General features: G+C 72.8%; 15 protein-coding genes and 1 pseudogene. 5 read left to right on the top strand and 11 right to left on the bottom strand.

What is annotated here, in order from left to right:
* Positions 1 to 51: 51 nt before the first annotated feature.
* Positions 52 to 1,215 carry a M23 family metallopeptidase gene (locus ACZ6EG_RS22540; RefSeq protein WP_469606959.1) on the bottom strand — a complete coding sequence of 388 codons (1,164 nt, stop codon included), beginning with the start codon at positions 1,213 to 1,215 and terminating at the stop codon, positions 52 to 54.
* Positions 1,216 to 1,761: 546 nt separating this feature from the next.
* Between ACZ6EG_RS22540 and ACZ6EG_RS22535 the strand changes: the two genes are divergently transcribed.
* Positions 1,762 to 1,989, top strand: a complete 228-nt coding sequence (locus ACZ6EG_RS22535) for a hypothetical protein (protein ID WP_366766844.1) — start codon at positions 1,762 to 1,764, stop codon at positions 1,987 to 1,989.
* A gap of 16 nt (positions 1,990 to 2,005) precedes the next feature.
* On the opposite strand, the gene ACZ6EG_RS22530 is transcribed toward ACZ6EG_RS22535, so the two are convergent.
* The 5 genes from ACZ6EG_RS22530 to ACZ6EG_RS22510 form a co-directional block, all read right to left on the bottom strand.
* Entirely contained in the window at positions 2,006 to 3,439 is a 1,434-nt protein-coding gene (locus ACZ6EG_RS22530; RefSeq protein ID WP_391970503.1) for a cellulose binding domain-containing protein, read from the bottom strand.
* A 127-nt stretch (positions 3,440 to 3,566) separates the two neighbouring features.
* Positions 3,567 to 5,144 carry a beta-N-acetylhexosaminidase gene (locus ACZ6EG_RS22525; protein WP_391970502.1) on the bottom strand — a complete coding sequence of 526 codons (1,578 nt, stop codon included), beginning with the start codon at positions 5,142 to 5,144 and terminating at the stop codon, positions 3,567 to 3,569.
* A gap of 53 nt (positions 5,145 to 5,197) precedes the next feature.
* Positions 5,198 to 6,049 carry a carbohydrate ABC transporter permease gene (locus ACZ6EG_RS22520; RefSeq protein WP_356610225.1) on the bottom strand — a complete coding sequence of 284 codons (852 nt, stop codon included), beginning with the start codon at positions 6,047 to 6,049 and terminating at the stop codon, positions 5,198 to 5,200.
* Entirely contained in the window at positions 6,046 to 7,020 is a 975-nt protein-coding gene (locus ACZ6EG_RS22515) for a carbohydrate ABC transporter permease (protein ID WP_391970501.1), read from the bottom strand. The genes ACZ6EG_RS22520 and ACZ6EG_RS22515 overlap by 4 nt, the downstream gene beginning before the upstream one ends.
* A gap of 39 nt (positions 7,021 to 7,059) precedes the next feature.
* Positions 7,060 to 8,328: an extracellular solute-binding protein gene (locus ACZ6EG_RS22510; protein WP_469606952.1), complete on the bottom strand. Its 1,269-nt coding sequence runs from the start codon at positions 8,326 to 8,328 to the stop codon at positions 7,060 to 7,062.
* A 256-nt stretch (positions 8,329 to 8,584) separates the two neighbouring features.
* Here ACZ6EG_RS22510 and ACZ6EG_RS22505 point away from each other — a divergent pair, with 256 nt between their 5' ends.
* Entirely contained in the window at positions 8,585 to 9,430 is an 846-nt protein-coding gene (locus ACZ6EG_RS22505; RefSeq protein WP_469606949.1) for a GntR family transcriptional regulator, read from the top strand.
* A gap of 165 nt (positions 9,431 to 9,595) precedes the next feature.
* Positions 9,596 to 11,017: a Gfo/Idh/MocA family protein gene (locus ACZ6EG_RS22500; protein WP_391970498.1), complete on the top strand. Its 1,422-nt coding sequence runs from the start codon at positions 9,596 to 9,598 to the stop codon at positions 11,015 to 11,017.
* A 104-nt stretch (positions 11,018 to 11,121) separates the two neighbouring features.
* Here the strand turns inward: ACZ6EG_RS22500 and ACZ6EG_RS22495 are convergent, their stop codons facing one another.
* The 3 genes from ACZ6EG_RS22495 to ACZ6EG_RS22485 form a co-directional block, all read right to left on the bottom strand.
* The gene (locus ACZ6EG_RS22495; RefSeq protein ID WP_469606946.1) at positions 11,122 to 12,207 is read right to left on the bottom strand and encodes a GNAT family N-acetyltransferase; all 1,086 of its coding nucleotides are present in this window, start codon (positions 12,205 to 12,207) and stop codon (positions 11,122 to 11,124) included.
* A gap of 116 nt (positions 12,208 to 12,323) precedes the next feature.
* Entirely contained in the window at positions 12,324 to 12,695 is a 372-nt protein-coding gene (locus tag ACZ6EG_RS22490; protein WP_469606943.1) for a hypothetical protein, read from the bottom strand.
* A 274-nt stretch (positions 12,696 to 12,969) separates the two neighbouring features.
* On the bottom strand, positions 12,970 to 13,734 hold the full coding sequence (locus tag ACZ6EG_RS22485; RefSeq protein WP_469606940.1) for a L,D-transpeptidase family protein: 765 nt from the start codon (positions 13,732 to 13,734) through the stop codon (positions 12,970 to 12,972).
* A gap of 524 nt (positions 13,735 to 14,258) precedes the next feature.
* Here ACZ6EG_RS22485 and ACZ6EG_RS22480 point away from each other — a divergent pair.
* A complete protein-coding gene (locus tag ACZ6EG_RS22480) occupies positions 14,259 to 14,462 on the top strand; it encodes a cold-shock protein (RefSeq protein ID WP_003978336.1) in 204 nt (67 codons plus the stop codon).
* A 108-nt stretch (positions 14,463 to 14,570) separates the two neighbouring features.
* Here the strand turns inward: ACZ6EG_RS22480 and ACZ6EG_RS22475 are convergent, their stop codons facing one another.
* Both ACZ6EG_RS22475 and ACZ6EG_RS22470 read right to left on the bottom strand, forming a co-directional pair.
* Entirely contained in the window at positions 14,571 to 15,404 is an 834-nt protein-coding gene (locus ACZ6EG_RS22475; protein WP_469606935.1) for an alpha/beta fold hydrolase, read from the bottom strand.
* Between the two features lie 94 nt (positions 15,405 to 15,498).
* Entirely contained in the window at positions 15,499 to 16,314 is an 816-nt protein-coding gene (locus tag ACZ6EG_RS22470) for an SAM-dependent methyltransferase (RefSeq protein ID WP_391970493.1), read from the bottom strand.
* Positions 16,315 to 16,601: 287 nt separating this feature from the next.
* Between ACZ6EG_RS22470 and ACZ6EG_RS22465 the strand changes: the two are divergent.
* Positions 16,602 to 17,138 (top strand): annotated as a pseudogene (locus tag ACZ6EG_RS22465) (DinB family protein).
* Positions 17,139 to 17,163: the final 25 nt, after the last annotated feature.

The following is a 17,163-nucleotide window of genomic DNA, read 5'->3' as shown; positions in this document are numbered from 1 at the left end:
CGGATCAAACCCCGTGGGCGGAGCCGACCGGAGCGATCCGGACGGGGCGTCCTACCCGCCGTTCGCCAGCCAGGGCCGCGGATCCGTGTAGTACCCGTCGAGCACGACCTCGAAGTGCAGGTGGGGGCCGGTGGACAGGCCGGTGGACCCGACCCGGCCGATCAGGGTCCCGGCCTCCACCGTCCGGCCCACGGCGGTGTCCAGGGACGACAGGTGACTGTAGGTGGTCTCCAGCCGCTTGCCCTCGATGGTCCCGTGGTCGACCACGACACGGTTGCCGTACGCCTTCGTGTACGCGGCGAAGGCGACGTGGCCCCGCCGGGCGGCGACGACCCGGGCTCCCTGGGGCGCCGCGAAGTCCACCCCCGTGTGCAGTCTGGTCACCCCGGTCAGCGGGTGCTCCCGCGAGCCGTACGGCGAGGTGACGGTCAACGGGGTCACCGGGGCGGCCGGCAGCACGCCCGTCGCCGTGCCGGCACCGCCGCCGGAGTCGGCCCGGTCGAGCGCCTCGTACCGCGGGAGCAGGGCCCGGACCTCGGCGAGGTAGGTCCTGGCGGTGGGCGGCACCCGTCCCGCCTCGGCCACGGCGTCCGCTCCGGTCGCGTACGCGGCGAGGGTGAGGTCCACCAGGTCACCGTTGACCTCGCCCGCGGTGCGCAGTGCGGTGACCTCGGCCGCCAGGGAGCAGTCCCGGCGGCCGAGGGCCATGATGGCGTCCGCCGGATCACGCGGTGACGCCTTGCCGCTGCCGTCGTCGTCCCTGCCCCAGGTCCGCCACTCGGTGTCCGTGAAGGCGGCGATGCCCTTCTGGCCGGAGAGATCGTCCGTGCCGTCGCTCCAGCCCGAGAGCTGGTCGATCTGGGCGGCCAGCAGGGACGGCGTGAGCAGCGTGCAAGTGGTGGCCGCCTGGCGCAGCCACGGGACGTAGGAGGGGTCGATGCCGACCTCGGCCGCCTGGTCCGCGTCGGGGTCCTCCGGCCCCGATGACGGCGGACCGCCGGTGAGCGCGAGGAAGGCGGCCACACCGATGACGGTGACCAGTCCCGGGAGCAGGAGCAGGGTGAACAGGACCGGTCCGCGGCGCCTTCGCCTCGCGGCCCGCTCCGGCCGCTCCTCCTGGCCCGGCCCCGGCTGGCGCGGCTGCTCAGGTCGTTCCGGGGGCCGTTCGTCCGAGGCGTCGGCGGCTTCCGCCACGGTCAGCCGTTCGTCGTTCACCGGGGCGCTCGCCGGAACCTGGTACTCACGGAGGGACGTTAACGCCCCGTTCCGGGAACGTCAGGAGCCCCCGAGGCAGAGGCAGCTGCCCGAACGGGCAGGGCCGGCGCCGTGTCCGCCCGTCCGGGCCGCCCCCGCGTGACCGGTTCCCGGCCGGTTCGGGCCGGGCCGGGGCTGGCAGACGCCGGGCCGGTCCGCTAGCTTGCTGGTGCGGCCCCGCGTTCTCCCCCGTACGCGGGGCCGCACCAGTGCCCGGCGCCGGCCACCGGCCCGACCGGGGTCGGCCCCGGGTGCCGCCCGGGGCCACCGCGCCGGTACGGCGGGCCCGTTGGGGAGCCCCGGCGCACGGCGCCCTCATGAACTCCCGCCCCGTGGGCACCTGATCATCGATGGAGGACGCGCGTCCGGCGCGGACCGGTCAGGGCGAGTCCGTAGCGGGATGCCGGGAAGGACGGGTGAACCCGACGGGAGGCGTGATCACCCTCCGGTCGCGGGGCTGGTAGCGTCGCGTGGTCGCGGCGGGCGGCGCGAGAGAGGTGTCGGTGCGTGGGTGAGCGGCAGGACCGTGAGTGGGTGGCGATGACCCCGGGCGATTTCGACCTGGAGGCGCCGCTGGTCCTCAACGTGGGCACCGGCCCCGCCACCGTCCCGGCCGAGCCCGATGAGTACGGCACGGCCCCGCTGTTCGGGGACGCGGACCCGGCCCCCGCCCCGAGCGCTCCGCGCCGCAAGCGGCGGGGACGGTCCTGCGCCGCGCAGGAGCGGCTGTTCTGACCGTCCCCGCCGGGGATCAGGACGAGGGGACCTCGTCGACGAACGCCGTGCCGGCGCCGCGGTAGGCGGAGACCTTGGCGGCCACCTGGGCCGGGGTGAGCACCTGGTCCTTGACGTGCAGGACGTAGTCGACCTGCTGGTCGTAGGCGCGCGGGGTCGTCGACGTCTGGCCGTTCAGGTCGATCAGCCACTGGTTGAAGTTGATCGACATCGGCCGTTCGGGCAGGTACTGCGCGTCATGGGTGCCGAAGTGCTGCCCGTCCACGTAGTACGTGATGGCACTGTTGTCGATGGTGACGACGAGGTCGTGCCAGCCCGCGTAGCTGACGCGCTGCTCCGAGTGCTGGTTGACGGCCTGCCAGGGATCGGGGTTGTAGGTCTCCCAGGAGGTCGTGTACAGGATGTTCGACGGCTCGCCCCACCCGCCGTTCGGCAGGTACTCGAAGTCGTACTCGGCGTAGTCGTCGGCCATCGGGGCCTTGAGGTCGTTGATGGTGAAGAACGTCTGGACCAGGTGGTCCCCGTCGGGCCCGTACTTGGGGGCGTCGGAGAACCTCACCCGCGCCGCGTAGGTGCCGTTGCGGAACTTCGTGGCCTTGGTGAGCACCTCCGTGTGCGTGGTGGAGGCACCGGTGCCCGCCGTGGACGTCTCCAGGTTCATCACGGAGTTGCCGCCGGCGGAGGCGAAGGTGACCTTCGACGGGTCCCAGGTGGCGCCCGGGACGCCGGGGCCGCCGGAGTTCGACCGGACGCTCCAGCCGTGCGCGGAGATCGAGGGGTCGGTGTGCGAGGTGTAGGTGAAGTCGTCGAACAGGGTCTGCCCGCCACCGGGCGGGTCCGTCGGGTCCGGTGGATCCGTCGGGTCCGTGGGGTCGTTGCCCTCGGGCGCCGTACCCCACACGGTGGCGCCGGCGAGTTGGGCCGTGACCTTGTTCCAGTTCGCGTACGAGGTCTGGGCGCCGTTGAAGGAGTAGTCGTCGCTCTGCCGGACCGTCTGCCAACTGGTCTGGTGGAAGCGCAGCTGCATGTCGCCGGTGTCCGCGCCCGGCGCCAGCGTCCCGGCCGCCGCCGTGAAGCCGATCTCCAGGTAACGGTCGGCCGTCGCGGTGGGGTTGGCCAGGGTGCCGAACGTGCCGGTGATGGCGGAGCACCCCCGCACCGCCCAGGAGCAGGCGAAGCGGTACGACGCGTTCGGTGCGTCCGCCTTGAAGTAGTAGCGGACCTTCACCTGGCTGAGCTGCACGGCCGTGGAGCCGGTGTTGCGGATCTTCAGCCAGGGCTCCGTCTGGTCGGCGGTGGCTCCGCCCGCGCTGGTGCGGTACTGGACGGTGACACCGGCGGCGGAGGGAGCCGCCTGGGCGGCGGGAAGGGCGGTCAGGGCGCCGCCGCCCATGAGTGCCGCCAGGGCGAGCGCCAGCCGGGCGCGGCCGACGGTGGGTCGGGTTCTCATCCGGGATCCTTTCGGTGGGGCCCCCGCGGCTGCGGGAGCTTCGGTGCGGTGCGTGAGTGGGGGAACGTGAAAGGGGCGGCAGGGGCGCCGGGAGCGTCGGTGCGCGTCGACGGGCCGCCGCCGGTGCTCAGCGGACGCCGCCCATGCTCGGCGGCGCCGGGACACCGGCCGGCGGGTCGGCGTGCGGGACGTCCAGGGCGTCCAGGCGGGCCCGGTGGCCCGCCAGCCGGGTGGTGAAGTCGAGCCAGCCGGAGGTGCCGTCCCAGACCTGCTCGGCGAGGGCGCACAAGCGCGGGTAGGTGAGGTACTCGATGTGCTCGGGCGTCCGGACGAACTCGGTCCACAACTGCCCCTGGGCGCCGAGCACCCGCGCCGCGACCTGCGGGTCGGGGACCGGCGGGACGATGCCGACGTCGTACACGGCGCGCAGGTCGACGACCGGGCCGGGCTGGGCGGGCGGCTCCTGCGGGCCGTGGGTGCGTGCGTAGTCGAAGTAGGTGGCCCGGTGGTCGGCGCGGACGACCTGATGGCCGCGCTCGGCCGCCGCGCGGGCGTGGTCCGGCTCGCGCCAGCTCATCACCGTGCAGTCCAGGGGCAGCGCGACACCGTTCTCCGCCCACACGACCGGCCTGCGGCCCGCGCGCAGGAGATGCTCGGCCATCCGGGCGATGAACCACGGGTGCAGCGCGCGGGGCCCCGGCAGCCCCTCGCGGGCGGCGCGGGCCCGGGCCGCCGGGCTGCGCTCCCACTCCGTCGTGGGGCATTCGTCGCCGCCGAGGTGGACGTACGGCGAGGGGAAGACGTCCATCACCTCGTCCAGGACGGTGCGGAAGAAGTCGAGGACGTGGTCGTCGGTGCCGAGGACGTTCTCGCACACCCCCCACCGCGTCCACACGTCCAGCCGACGCGTGGGGTCGGTGCCCAGCTCGGGGTGGGCCGCCAGGGCGGCGCGCACATGTCCGGGCACGCCGGTCTCCGGAAGCACGGTCACCCCCCGCTCGGCGGCGTACGCGACCAGCCCCGTCAGCTCCGCCCGGGTGTACGCGCCGCCGTGCGGCACACCGTCGAAACGGTCGCTGCCGGCGGGGCCCACCATGGACTCCGCCCGCCGTCCGCCGACCTCGGTCAGCCGGGGGTGGGCGGCCACGGGCATCCGCCAGCCCTGGTCGTCCGTGAGGTGCAGGTGGAAGACGTTCAGCTTGTGCAGCGCCAGCAGGTCGACGTAGCGCCGCAGGTAGGACACCGGCTGGAAGTGCCGGGCCACGTCGAGCATGGAGCCGCGCCAGGGGTGGCGGGGCACGTCGGTGACCTCCACGGCCGGCAGGTCCCACGGCACACCGCGCACCGGACGTCCGGACAGGGCGGCGTAGGGCAGGAGTTGCCGCACCGTCTGCACGCCGCGCAGGAGCCCGGCGGGGCGGGCGGCGCGCAACAGGGCGCCCTGGGTGCTCACGGTGAGTCCGTAGCCCTCGTCGCCCAGACCCGTCAGGGCGGGATCGAGAGCGAGCACGAAGGCGCCGTCGGCGGCCGTCTCCAGGCGCAGTCCGGTGGCCGGGGCGAGGAGCGTGCGCAGCAGGGCCGCCGCGGGTTCGGCTCCGGGGGTGACCCGCAGGCGGGTCGTGGCGTCCAGCCGGAAGCGGCCGGAGCGGGTGGAGATGCGGCGGGGGCGGGGGACGAGGGCCAGTTCGGGGCGTGGCAGGTCCACGGGACGGCTCCGTTGCTCGGCGGTGCGCGGGGGGACGGGGACGGAGTGCGCGGTCAGCCCTTGACGCCTCCGGAGGCCAGTCCGGCGGTCACATGGCGCTGGAGGGCGAGGAAGACGACCAGCGCGGGCAGCGCGAAGAGCGTGGACGCCGCCATGGTGGCCCCCCAGTCGGTGCCGAAGGTCGACTGGAAGGAGGAGAGCCAGACCGGGAGGGTGCGGCTGTCCTGCTGCTTGATGATGAGGAAGTTGGCGTAGGTGAACTCGTTCCAGGCGGTGATGAAGCCGAACAGCGAGGTGGCCATCAGGCCGGGCGCCAGCAGCGGGAAGGCGACCTTGCGGAAGGCGCCGGCCCTCGTGCAGCCGTCGACCTGCGCGGCCTCCTCCAGTTCGGGAGGGATGCCGGCGATGAAGCCGCGCAGCACGACCACCGTGAACGGCAGCGTGATCATGAAGTAGATGAGGGTCAGCGTCGGGAGCCGGTCCAGCATGCCGGTGTCGCGGGAGATGATGTAGATCGGGATGATCAGCGACTCCCAGGGCGCCATCTGCGCGATGAACACCGCGAGCACGAACTGCCGGCGGCCCCGCCAGCGCATGCGGGCCACGGCGTAGGCGGCGCCCAGGGCGACGAGCAGGGCGAGCAGTACGGCGCTGAGGGTGACCAGGATGCTGTTGCGCCAGAAGAGCGCGAACCCGTCGGCGCCGACCGCCTGCCGGAAGTGGTCGAGGGTCCAGGCGCGGGGGAGCAGCCGGGGGTCGTAGGACTGGATGTCCGGGGACGGTTTGAACGCGGTCGTGACCATCCAGTACACGGGAAAGAGGCAGACCACCACGGTGAGCGCGGCGGCGGCGTTGAGCGGCAGGCGTCGTACCGCCCGGCGCACCGAGGGGCGCGTGGTGCTCACAGCTGCTCACCCTCCTGACGGAACAGTTGGCGGAAGTAGGCGACGAGGACGCCGCTCATCAGCAGGACCGTGAGCATCGAGGCCGCGGAACCCAGGTCGTAGCGCTGGCCGGCCAGCGCGGTCTGGACGGCGTACACGGGCAGGATGGTGGTGGCCTCGCCCGGCCCGCCGCGGGTCATCACCCAGATCTGCACGAACGCCTTGAACGTCCAGATCACCTCGAGGGACAGGACCAGCATGAAGATCGGCCGGATGAGCGGGAACGTCACGGAGCGGAAGACGCGCGGGCCGCTCGCGCCGTCCATCCGGGCCGACTCGTGGAGTTCGGCCGGCACGGTGATCAGGGCCGAGTAGAGGGTGATCGCGGCGAACGGCACGGACTGCCAGACGATCAGCAGGACGACGATGGCGAACGCGGTACCACCGTGGGCGAACCAGGTGTACCCCTCGTACGAGCCGAGCCCGAGGCCGGTCAGGGTCTCGTTGACGATGCCGAACTCGGAGTGGAACAGCCACTGGAAGACGGTGGTGGCGGCCACCACGGGCACCGCCCACACCAGGACCAGTGAGCTGAGGAGCACGGTCCTGGCCACCCTGCCCAGCCGCTCGGCCATCAGCGCGACCAGCGTCGACAGGACCATGATCGCGACCACGTTGACGGCCATGAACACGAAGGTCCGGCGCACCACCTCCCAGAACTGCGGATCGCTCAGCAGGGTCCGGTAGTTGCGCAGCCCCACGAAGTCGGCGTCTCCGAGGATCAGTTGGCGCAGCCGGAAGTCCTGGAAGGAGATGAGCACGGCGCGGGCCAGCGGGTAGACCAGCAGGTAGAGCATGCCGAGCACGGCGGGCGCGATCAGCAGGTACGGCCAGAGTGATCCCCGGCCGGCCCCGCCCGCCCGTCCGGCGGCGCGCGGGGGCGGGCGGCGGCTGACGTCGCGCGGCACGCTGCGCTCACGGACGGTCGACACGGTGCCTCCTGGTCCTCGGAGTGTCGGGGGCGGTCGCGGTCAGGAGTCGCTGTTGAGCGTGTCGGTGATCGTCTGGGAGGCCTTCGCGGCCTCGGACCGGGCGTCACGTCCGGTGAGGACGGCCGTCATGTACTCCTTGACCGGGTTCTTGGCCTCGACCGCCGCCCACTGGGGCGTGTTGGGGGTGGCGTGTCCGTTCGCGGCGCCGGCGGCCATCGCCGCGGTGCCGGGATCGGCGGACACGGCGTCCGCGAGAGTGGTCTTGTTCGGCACGTAGCTCATGGCGACCGCGAGCTTCTTCTGCCAGGCGTCGCCCGTCAGTTCCCGGATGAAGGTGAAGGCCTCCTCCTGGTGCGCGGCGACCACCGGGACGACGAGGTCGGAACCGCCGGTGAAGACGGCGCCCGGCCGGTCGGCGCTCTTGCCGGGGATCGGGAAGAAGCCCAGCTTTCCCTTGAGTTCGGGGTTCTTCTCCTCGATGACCTTCGCACCGCCCGGGACGGCGATGATCTGGGCGACCTGCCCCTTGGCCATCACCTCCGCCTGCGGCGGCTGTGCCTCGTCGGAGTCCTTGGGACCCTTGCCGAGTGCCTGGAGGCGTCGGTAGAAGTCCATGGCCCGCAGCGCCTCGGGACTGTCGAGGCCCCCCTTCCACCGGCCCTCCGACTCGGCGGCGAGGTCGCCGCCCTCGTCCCAGACGAAGCCGGACAGGACGTACCAGTTCTGCCCGGGCAGGTAGATGCCCTGCGTGCCGCCCCGGTCGAGCTTGCGGGTGGCGGCGACCCACTGTTCCCGGGTCTTGATCCCGGCGGCGTCCACGCCGGCCTGCTCGAAGAGGTCGGTACGGTGGATCACGACCCGGTTGGCGGCGTAGTACGGGATGCCGTACTGCTTGCCCCCGTACGACCCGGGCTCCGCGAGGCCCTTGAGCCAGTCGCCCCCGCCCAGCTCGTCCACCCGGTCCGTGAAGTCGGTGAGGCCGCCGCTCTGCGCGTACTGGGCGACCTGCGTGTTGCCGACCTCGATCACGTCGGGAGCGTCGTTGCTGGCCAGGGCGGCGGTGACCTTCTCGCCGATGCCCTCCCACTCCTGGATCTGGATCTTCAGGTCGATGTCGGGGTGGGACTTCTCGAAGCCCGTCTCGAAGTCCTTCTGGAACTCGGCCGAGACGCTGTCGCGCATCAGCCACACGTCCAGGGCGGTCGGGCCGCCGCCGGCGCCGTCCGAGGCGTCACCGGACGAAGAGCAGGCGGCAAGCCCGGCGCTGAGCACCAGCGTGGAGAACAGGGCGAGCGAGCGGTACTTCACGGTTCACCTCTGGGAGAGCTGGAAGGGACGGCGAGCCGGCGGGCGACGAGCGGAAAGGACGGCACACCCGCACTTGACCAGTAGAGGCCCAGAGGCTTACCAGTCGGCGTTGGACGAAGGTGGCATGGACCAATGAGGCCGTCAACCCCTCGCGTATACACGTGACTTCGGCCGAAGATCGCATTGTGTGGCTGGTTTGCCGTCGACCTGGACAGGTAAGCTCTGCTGACCAGCAGACCAGTTACGGGAGTACTGCATGGAGATCGACGCCGCCGCCTCCGGAGCGGTGCTCAAGCGCGAGCGTGTCCGTGACGCCGTCCTGGAACTCATCGAGGAACGGCGCCCGGGGGACGCGATCCCCTCCGAGCGCACCCTCTGCGCCGAACTGGGTGTCTCCCGGCCGACGTTGCGGGCCGCGGTCGACGAACTGGTGGTCGCCGGCCTGCTGGTGCGCGAGCACGGCCGGGGCATGTTCGTCGCCGCCGAGAAGATCACCCAGGAGCTGGTGTCGGCCCGGACGGCCTTCAGCCTTCCGCCGGCCGCGGGCGCCTGGACCAGCCGGCTCCTGGAGGTCCGCACCCTGCCCGCGGGGGCCCGGGTGGGCCGCAAGCTGCGCATGTCGCCGGCCGCGCGGATCCACTACGTGGCGCGGTTGCGGCTGGTCGACGGCTCGCCCATGGCCATCGAGTACCTGCACGTTCCGGCCGGCCTCGTGGCGGACCTGACCAGTGAGGAACTGGAGCAGGGCGACCTCTACGAGCACCTGAGCGAGCGGCACGCCGTCCGGGTCAGCGAGGCCGTGCAGTCGATCGAGCCCACCGTGGTGACCCGCGCGGAGGGTGACCTGCTCGACGTGCCGGAGCTGTCCCCGGCGCTGCTCTTCGAGCGCCTGACCACCGACACGCGCGGACGTCCCGTGGAGTACGTGCACTCCCTCTACCGCGGCGACCGCTACCGCATCGTCTCCCGGCTCACCCTGGGCCCCAGCGACCAGGCCCCGCCCGCGCGCGAGGGCCACCACCCGGGCATTCCCCCGGGCGACTTCACCAACAAGGACCCCGTGACGCTCTCGACGCGCGGAGTGGTGCAGGACGGTATGTGACACCGTCGGTGCGCGGAAGTGCTCGGAACTGCTGCGCATCAAGCACGTATTGACATGGACGGGCGGAGACCGCAGAGTCATGCCCCGAACGTGCTCGACCGCGCCCGACAACGCCCGACACTGCCCCGCCCGTGATGCCGACCGCCCACGAGGAGTGTTGCCGTCATGTCCGAAACACCCGCTGTCTCACGCCGACTGCTCCTGGGCGGAGCCGTCGCCACCGGCGCCCTCGCGGCCGGGATGACCGCCTCGGCCCCCACCGCGTCGGCGGCCGAGCGGGCTCCCGGCCGCAGGCCCGGCCAGAAGTCGATGATCGGGGTGCCGTTCGAGGCGCACCGGACCGTCCGCGTCGGTGTCATAGGCCTCGGCAACCGGGGCGGCGGCATGATCACCGGCTGGGCGGCCGTGCCCGGCTGCACCGTGACCGCCGTCTGCGACATCCGCGCCGACCGCGCGAAGCGCGCCGCCGACCGGCTGGAGAGCAAAGGCAGCCCGCGCCCCGCCGAATACGGCGGCTCCGCCGACTCCTACGCCCGGATGCTCCGGCGCGACGACATCGACCTGGTGTACATCGCCACACCCTGGGAGTTCCACCACGAACAGGGCAGAGCCGCACTGCTCAGCGGCAAGCACGCCATGGTGGAGCTGCCGGTCGCGACGGAACTGCGCCAGCTGTGGGACCTCGTCGACACCTCCGAGCGCACCCGCAGGCACCTGTTCCTCTCCGAGAACTGCAGCTACGGCCGCAACGAGCTGGCCATGCTCAGGGCGGCGCACGACGGCCTGTTCGGAGACATCACCAACGGCCACGGCGGCTACCTCCACGACCTGCGCGAACTCCTCTTCTCCGACACCTACTACACCGACTCATGGCGCCGGCTCTGGCACACGCGCAGCACGGCCTCCTTCTACGCCATGCACGGCCTCGCCCCCATCGCGGCCGCCATGGACGTCAACCGCGGCGACCGCATGACCACCCTGCGCGCCACCGCCACCGCCCCCAGGGGCCTGGCCGACTACCGCGCGCGTTTCGTACCCCGCGACCACCCCTCCTGGAAGGAGACCTACGTCAACGGCGACCTGGTCACCTGCATGATCGAGACGGCGAAGGGCAGGACGATCCGCGCGGAGCACGACGTCAGCTCGCCCCGCCCCTACAGCCGGATCAACACGCTCGCCGGCAGCCGGGGGATCGTCGAGGACTACGCCGGACCCGCCCCGACCGGCGCCCGGATCTACGCCGAACCGGACCACAGCGGCCACACCTGGCGCGATTTCGAGGGCTACCGCAAGGAGTACGACCACTGGCTGTGGCAGAAGGTCGGTGACGACGCCGCCAACAACGGCGGGCACGGCGGCATGGACTACGTGCTCCAGTGGCGCACCGTCCAGTCGATGCGGGCGGGGCTGGTACCGGACATCGACGTCTACGACTCGGCCGCCTGGTGCTCGCCCGTCCCCCTGAGCGTCATGTCGCTGGCCAGGGACGGACGTCCGGTCGACGTCCCCGACTTCACCCGGGGCGCCTGGCGCGAGCGCCGGCCCGGCCTGGACTCGACGCCCACCGAGATGCCGCCCACCGGCTGAGCGCACGAGCCCCGGACCGCGGCACACGGGGAACGGCCGTGTGCCGGGCCGGCCCGCACCACGGCCCCCGGGCCCGCACCACGGTCCTCCCGGCCGGGCCGCCGTCAACGGACGCGCAAGCGGCCCAGCGCTTCCAGCGTCCGGGCGGTGCCCTGGGCGAGGCCCGGACGCTCGCGAACGAAGCGGCGGGCGGCGCGCGCCGGCTCCCGCCCCAGCCGGTGGACGGCGCCGCCCATCCCGGCGCGGACCACCGCGCCCTCGTACACCGTCAGGTCGCGGGTCTTGAACGACTCCTTGTAACGGGCCGGCCCGCTGCCCAGGTCGACCAGGCGGATCCCGTCGGCGGCCGCCGCCTCCAGCATCCGCAACTGCAGCAGCAGGCCGGGGGAGTACTTGCCGTAGGCCCGGTCGTACGCGGGGAACCACCAGGACAGCACCGTGGGCGACCGCAGCCCGTAGTGGGCCGCCACCGGGCGGCCGGCGGCGTAGAGCACGGACAGCACCCCGCGGCACCCGGGGTCCTCGCCGCGGGCGAGGATGTCCACCAGCCGGATGATCCAGGCCTGGGCGAACCGGTCCCGCCGGCCGGTGCGCCGGTACTGGGCGGACTTCCACCCCATGAGCGCCCGTAACGCCGCCGGATCCCGCTCGTCGAACACGAAGCGCACCTCGCCGACCTGGCGGGCGAGTCTGCGTTCCTTGGCCAGGGTCTGCCGGAAGAAACCGGGCGAGCCGTGGCGCAGGCCCTCGGCATACCGTTCGAATCCGTCACCGAGGTCGACGACCGGTGAGGCCAGCTCCTCGACCGCGTGGGGCAGGAACAGGGCCTGGCCCGCTTCCAGGTTGTCGAACTCCCAGGACGACAGACCGCAGCTCCGCAACAGGGCGCGGGCGTCGAGACGGATGCCGGGCCGCAGGACCGCGCCCTGACTGTCCGACACCCCGAGCCCGAGGGCCCGTCCCCGGCCTGCGAAGGCCCGCTCGTACGGGAAGTACCCCACCGGGCATCCCTCCTCCCGCAGCACCGCCACCCGTGTCCGCGGTCTGACCCGTCCGACCGCCACGGTGAACGCGGGGTCCATGAACGGATTGGCCGGGGCTCCGGAGGCGGCTCTCATCTCCCGCCAGATCTTGCGGTCGTCCGTGCCGAGCTCTCCCGGCACGATCACGTCTATGCGCTTCTCGGACATGCGTCCGCCTCCTGCGTCGTCGGAACTCTCCGGACACACGAAGGCCTGCTGGACACCGCGTCTCGGCGGGCAGTACACGGGCCGCGCGGCGCAGGCCTCGTCGGTACCGCCGTGGTTCAGCAGCGGAACGTCTGCAGTTCGGGTGCGCCCCGCGCGGGCCCGTCCGCGCCCCGCCCAGGGGCCGGCGGCCGGCGAAGGCCACCGTCGTCCCGTCCCCCGGCGCACGTCGGTACCGGGGCGGGGGCGGCGACGCCGTGATCCCAGGCCACCCTCCCGGCGGTCCTCGGCGAGCGGACGGCGACCTGGCGGAGCGAGGGGTCCTCCTCGCCCGGACCCGGCTCCCCGGCCGTCTCGACCACCACCACCACGGCCACGTGGGCGGAGCCCGGGGTGGGCTCCGCCTCCGGGATCCCCGCTCGCTGCGCGGCGAGGAGACGCAGCAGCGCCCAGGCCAGCAGGACTGCCGCCGCTGCCCATCGACGCCGCACTGTCGCACTCCTGACCTGCCGCCCCGGCGGGGACCGACACCGGCCGGAGACCGGACCGGTCCCCCGAACACGTCCGGCTCGCCTCCAGTAGGCCGAGCGCGGTCCGCCCCGTCAAGACCGCGTGGACGAACCGGTACGCCCGCCCGGCCCACGCCACCAGGGGCTCCGCCGGCGTTCCGCACCGGGCCGGTACGCTCGCCCCGGTACGGGTCACCAAGGGCTCCGTCGGCGTCTGGCACCGGGCGTCCACGGCACGGCGGCGCCGGTGCGCGCGCTACCGCTCCAGGACCGACTCCGGGCCCATCACGACGACCGGCTCCTTCTCCGGGTCCAGGGCGCTGAGCAACGCGCGCATGTGCTCCTCGCTCAGGGAGACACAGGCGTTCGTCGGTCCCTCGTGGTCCACGTGGATCCAGACGCCGCCGCCCTTGTCCTCGCCCAGCGGTCGCGTCTTGTCCAGGGGGGTGGTGCCGGGCACCCGGTTGTAGTCGATGGCGACCACGTAGTCGAACGAACCCTCCAGCGGCTCCCCGAGATGCCCGGTGCCCGACACGGCGAACTCCGGGTCCTGGTCGTAGGGGAGCCGGGTACCGGGGTCGGGGAGCCTCCCACCGGCGTCGCTCAGACGGAAGACGCCGACGGGCGAGCGGAGGTCGCCCGCCTCGTGCTCCTCGGTCCAGCCGCGCAGGCCGTTGTGGGCCGCCCAGGGACCGGCGACGGCACGCCAGCCCCGCGCGGGGTCCTGCTCGTAGAGCACCGCCCGTGCCCGGTTCGAGGTCCTGGTCGCGCCCGTGACCACCAGGGCCTGCCGGGAGGCGTCGGGGATGCGGGCCCGCAGGGACGGACCGAGTCCCGGCAGGGGGCTGCGGAACGAACGCGGGGGAGCGGGGCGGGGCGAGGTCGGCTGGGAGGCGGACCTGTCGGGCGCCTGCGAGTCCCGTGGGGCCGCCGCCGGCTGCTGCCGGGCGCACCCCGTTCCCAGCAGGCCGGTGCAGACGACCGCGCCGATCACCTTGGCCAGCGCATTCCTGACGGTCATATCGATCTCCGACTCCGTTGTGTGGACTACTCATTGCTTGACCACTAACGGAACCGGGGTGTGCGGCCGCCTCGCCGTCTCCCCCGTATGGCCCAGGGACGCGGCACCTCGGCCCGGGTTCAGGCCGTCCCCGCCGAGGCGTGCGACGTGGTGCCGGGGCGGAACCGATCCCACGGGCGCGGGTCGGACCCTGGAGGACGGCTACTGCATCGAGATCACCTCCGGTGCCGCCACCGCGGAGCAGGTCGAGGAGCGCCTCCTGTGCCATGCCCGGCTGATGACCGGGGTGTGACACCGCCCCCGGGCACCTTCCGGGCCTCGGTTCGGCAACATCGTTGCCGCTCACACCCCTTACTCACTGGTGAGGCTCGGACATGCCGTGTAGCGTCAGCAGCAGATGTCGTGGTTCGCCCAGACCGCCCGCCCCGGAGTGCGGGCGGTTTGCTGTGCAATGCCGGAGGACCAGGACGACCACCTCCGGGTTCGCGCGGTGCGAATCCGATAACGGCTGAAAGGCAAAAGGCATGGCCAGCGGAACTGTCAAGTGGTTCAACTCTGAAAAGGGCTTCGGCTTCATCGCGCAGGACGGCGGCGGTCCCGACGTCTTCGCGCACTACTCCAACATCAACGCCCAGGGCTACCGCGAGCTGCAGGAAGGCCAGGCCGTCACCTTCGACATCACCCAGGGCCAGAAGGGCCCGCAGGCGGAGAACATCACCCCCGCCTGACCGGGAGACCGCCGAACGGGGCACGGTGCCCGGGAACCACTGGTTCCCGGGCACCGTGCCCCGAGGCATGTCCGGTCCCCTCGCGGCCTCCCGAGTGCCGCGCAGCCGTCAGGGAAGTCGCCCGAGGAAGGCGAGCAGCGCGGCCGTGAGCTCGGCCGGCGCGTCCTCCTGGACGAGATGACCGGCGTGGGCGATCGGCTCCCATCGGGCACCGGGCACGGCAGCGGCGAGTTCACGCCCCTTCGCCACCGGAATCCACGCGTCGTCCTCGCCCCAGCAGACCAGCGTCGGGACGGTGATGTCCGCGTACCGCTCCTGAATCTCGTCGGTGTGGCGCTGATCGGCCTGGGCGATCTGCCGGTAGAACGCCGGCTGCCCCGCCTCGCCGAGCCAGGGCCGCACCAGCCGGTCCAGGACCGCCGGGTGCAGCCCCGGGCTGCTGGCGGAACCGACGTACTCGCGGACCAGCGCCCGGTGGAGCGGCGGCGGCAGCGCCTCGAAGACCTCGGCGTGGTCGCGGACCAGCCGGAAGAACGGCGAACCCCAGGGGGCCATCGCGACCGGATCGACCAGGGCCAGCGCCCGGTAGCCGGCGCCGTGCAGCAGATGGGCCCGCAGCGCGACGGCACCCCCGAAGTCGTGGGCGACCACGAGCGGCCGCTGAAGGCCCCAGTGGGCCAGCAGCTCCGTGAAGACCCGGCCCTGGGCGGCCAGGGACACGTCCTGGCCCGCGGACTTCTCCGACGCCCCGTAGCCCGGCATGTCCCAGACGAACACCTGATGCTCACGCGCCAGCGAGCGGGCCACCGCGCGCCAGACGTACGAGGAGAACGGCGTGCCGTGCAGCAGGACCAGCGCCGGCCGGCCGGCTTCGCCCAGCCGGTTCCACCGGACTGCGCCGGAGCTGCTGGTGAACGTCTCGGGCAATGACCATGCGGGCATGCGCGCACTCCTCGGGATCGGGTGCCGGGACCGGCGGTCGGGCCCGTCGCCCGGCGCGTTCCCGCCGCCGGTGACGGACTCCGTCAGGGCGGTGTCACACCTTGCGGGCGAGGCCGCCGTGCTCGCCGATGGGCTCCGGGGCGGGGGAGTCGGCGTCCGGACGCCACTGGGTGACCGGAACGACCCCGGGATCCACGAGCTCCAGGCCGTCGAAGTACGCGGTGATCTGCTCGACGGTGCGCAGGACGTACGGGGCGGCGCCGCTCTCGTTGTAGGCGTCCTGCGCCTGCTCGAATTCCGGGTCGATGCCTCGGGAGCCGTCGTTGACGGAGAGGTAGCTGCCGGACGGCAGCGCTTCCATCAGCCTGGTGACGACGGACCGCGCCCGGTCGTGGTCGGCGATGTGCCCGAGGATGTTGCTGAGGATGAGGGCCACCGGCTGTGTGAAGTCCAGCGTCTTCGCGGCGTCCGCGAGGACGCTCTCGGGGTCGAGCACGTCGGCGTCGATGTAGGCGGTCGCACCCTCGGGGGTGGAGTAGAGGAGCGCGCGGGCGTGGGCGAGGACCATCGGGTCGTTGTCCACGTAGACGATCCGGGACTCGGGAGCGATGCGCTGGGCGACCTCGTGGGTGTTGTCGGCGGTCGGCAGACCCGTCCCGATGTCGAGGAACTGCCGCACACCCGCCTCGGCGACCAGGTACGTGATGTTGCGGCGCAGGAAGGCACGGCTGCTGCGGGCGATGGTGACGATGCCGGGGAAGACCGCGGTGTACGCGTCGCCGGCCTGCTCGTCGACCGGGTAGTTGTCCTTCCCGCCCAGCCAGTAGTTCCAGATCCGGGCCGAGTGCGGCACCGAGGTGTCGATCCTCTGGTGCGCAGCGGAGCCGGGTGTCGTCACGGGGTCGCTCATGGGTACGGTCCGTCTTTCAGCCGAGGCGTGCTTACGTCGTCACAACCTACGCCGCAACGACCGGGCCCCGCACAGCGGTTCACCCCCTTACCGGCGGGCGGAAAGCGGGGCGCGGGGCGTCCGGCCGCCGTGCCGGGCCGGCGGCCCGGCACGGCAGCCCCCTCGGGGGCGCGGGCCCTTCGTCGCGACGCAGGAGTGTACGGAGGACACCGTCCCGTCTGGTTCCCCTGCTGGAACAGTTCGACTTCGCCTGCCGGCGCCTCTCCGACCGCGTGGCCGGGCCGGTCATGGACAGCGGGGACGGCACGGAGACGGGGGTGAGCCTCCTGACGGACGAGGAGTACTTCTGGTAACCCGCGCCGGACCGCTGCTGGCCGGTCAGGCTGCGGGCGGACGGGCCGGGGCCGCGCGCGACCGGGCTGACCGGCGCCGGCGAGTGGGACAGGGACACGGCGCCGTACCCGCATCCCTCGCCGCCGCCCCCTGACGACCCTCGCCTGGCGGCTGAGCCATCTCGGCGAGATGCTCTTCCTGCGGGCCGACACCACCTCCGGCACCCACTCGCTCACCCGCGACGACCACGCGGTGTGCGGCAGCGCGACCGAAGCGGACGCGGCCTTCGCCACGGGCGCCGCCGCCCGGCGGGACGCGCTGGGGGCGCCGACGACGCGGCGCCGGACGAGGTCGGCCGGTGCACCTGTCCCCACGGGAGCGACGCGGAGGAGCCGTTCGTCGACATCGTCTGGTGGGTCAACCAGGAAGTGCTCCACCACGGGGCGGAGATCGCCCTGCTGCGCGACCTGTACCGCGCCCGGCAGCGGTGACCGCCCGTGCCCCCGCTCGGCCGGG

The sequence above is a fragment of the Streptomyces sp. NPDC041968 genome, from assembly GCF_055589025.1.
Note: the sequence above shows the minus strand (reverse complement) of the source record. Positions and strands in the feature narration are given on the sequence as shown.